2 protein-coding genes and 1 pseudogene are annotated in these 1,973 nt (G+C 39.5%); 2 read left to right on the top strand and 1 reads right to left on the bottom strand.

Features of this window, described 5'->3' with window-relative positions; translation table 11 throughout:
- Window positions 1–252, bottom strand: a pseudogene (locus EI164_RS15815) (IS1 family transposase); the annotation flags it as partial.
- Window positions 253–754: 502 nt separating this feature from the next.
- Here EI164_RS15815 and EI164_RS15820 point away from each other — a divergent pair.
- Both EI164_RS15820 and EI164_RS15825 read left to right on the top strand, forming a co-directional pair.
- Entirely contained in the window at window positions 755–1,048 is a 294-nt protein-coding gene (locus tag EI164_RS15820) for an HNH endonuclease (protein WP_192520948.1), read from the top strand.
- Window positions 1,049–1,340: 292 nt separating this feature from the next.
- Window positions 1,341–1,916 carry an SDR family NAD(P)-dependent oxidoreductase gene (locus EI164_RS15825; protein ID WP_192520950.1) on the top strand — a complete coding sequence of 192 codons (576 nt, stop codon included), beginning with the start codon at window positions 1,341–1,343 and terminating at the stop codon, window positions 1,914–1,916.
- Window positions 1,917–1,973: the final 57 nt, after the last annotated feature.

Raw genomic sequence — 1,973 nt, forward strand, 5'->3', positions numbered from 1 at the left:
GCTCAATACTTTACCGATACTGACTGAGGCTATAATAGCTATGTCTCTAACGCCGCAACCTCTAACCGTCATTAGCCGTATGATGTCTTCTATTTTAGAGTGACAGCCCTTATAAGTTAAGGCATGGTCACCAATGAATTGACGTTTGCAGTCCTTGCATTGGTAGTTCTGCTTGCCATAGCTTTTTATGCCGTGTATCGAAAAACTGGGACTGTGACAGTCGGGGCAGCTGATATCTATTTGTGTCTTCATAACCTCAAATATATCATCTTGCTTTGGCTGTCACCCTCCTTTATTTCTTCAGCATACTTTCTGACACACCACCAAATATCTAGAGCCAGGCACTCATGTTATTTACTACAAGGGAAGCCTTAAAAATAAATCTTTCTCGAAAGATAGACTATCTAATGCTCCTCACTATTTCGCTATCGCTAAAATCGGTAGAACCTACCCAGACAAAGAAAGTAGTAAAAATGACTTTTTTGCTACCATTACTGACTTTATACCCTTTGAAGAAGCAGTTTTAGCAAAGAGCGACTCCGATTACCTAGAAACAATTCCCGATTCGAGAAAATCTAATTATTGGCGCGATGGGGTACGAGCTATCGATGAAGAAACTTATCATCTTATTAGCTCTAAAGCCACTCCTAACAAAGTTTCAGAGCAAAAGACGGCTTATATCTCAGACAAAACTGGAGGAGATTTTCAGGATTCACTTGAATCTTTCAGTGAAGGCGAAAAATCAAAACGCTATGTGACTAAATACGAAAGAAATCCTAAATACAGAAAGCAAGCGATTGCCATTCACGGTAACTCTTGTGCTGCTTGCGGATTTAACTTTGGAAATTTTTATGGGGAATATGCTGAAGGATTTATTCATGTTCATCATATAATTCCTGTATCAGAATTTGATACACCTAAAGACATAGATCCCGAAACTGATTTAATTCCTCTATGCGCGAATTGCCACTCTGTCGTTCATAGAAAAAAAGATAAGACTTTATCGATTCTTGAAATAAAAAACCTAATAGCGGATAACTCTCTTTAAATATTATAGCTGTGCTTGAAACTTTGCATTATTGATAAATACTATACGAGTATAACTATCAACTTGCCGAAAAACATTTAATCATGAAGGCTTATCTTCAACGAACATCTTTATTTTCATTCCATATATCTTAATAGACACAATTAATAAACTTATCTTAAATTTAGAATACAGAACCGCTCTACTCATTGTCTTTGCACACTGCTAATGTCTATATCGTTAATTAAAAATCATCAGTCAAAGCCCCATATAGGCTTACTGATATCTATTTATAATATTGGAGAAAATATCGATGACAACACTAAATAATAAAGTCGCGATTGTAACCGGTTCATCAAAAGGCATCGGCGCACAGATAGCCATATTACTAGCAGAATCAGGGGCCAAAACCGTTATTAACTATGCAAACGATGACGCCGCAGCCAATGATATCGTCAGCCAGATTAAATCAGCAGGCGGTGAAGCCATCGCTGTGCAAGCAGATGTCAGTGACTCTCAGCAAGTCGCTACGCTGTTTGACACCACCGTCAGTGAATTTGGCAAACCAGATATTTTGGTCAATAGCGCAGGTATGATGATTAATAAACCTATCGCAGAGACCACCGACGAAGACTTTGATCGTACCTTTGCCGTTAACGTCAAAGGCACGTTTAACACATTGCGTGAGGCAGCAGCCAAACTTAATAACGGTGGTCGTGTCGTGAACCTCTCAAGCACGACCACTCGCATGATGTTGCCCACTTATGGCACTTATTGTGCGACCAAAGGCGCAGTCGAGCAGCTGACCCGAGTCTTTGCCAAAGAGATTGGCGAGCGAGGAATCACTGTCAACGCTGTGTCACCCGGTCCAACAGATACCGAGCTATAGTTAGTTCAAAATAAAAGTGTTATGGTCAGGGCAAATATCATAAAACAATTTAGATAA

Source organism: Psychrobacter sp. FME13, from assembly GCF_014861395.1.
Lineage (GTDB): Bacteria > Pseudomonadota > Gammaproteobacteria > Pseudomonadales > Moraxellaceae > Psychrobacter.

Excerpts from the sequence above, each read along its gene's own strand:
- EI164_RS15825 (WP_192520950.1), top strand. The coding sequence starts at position 1,341 with ATGACAACACTAAATAATAAAGTCGCGATTGTAACCGGTTCATCAAAA.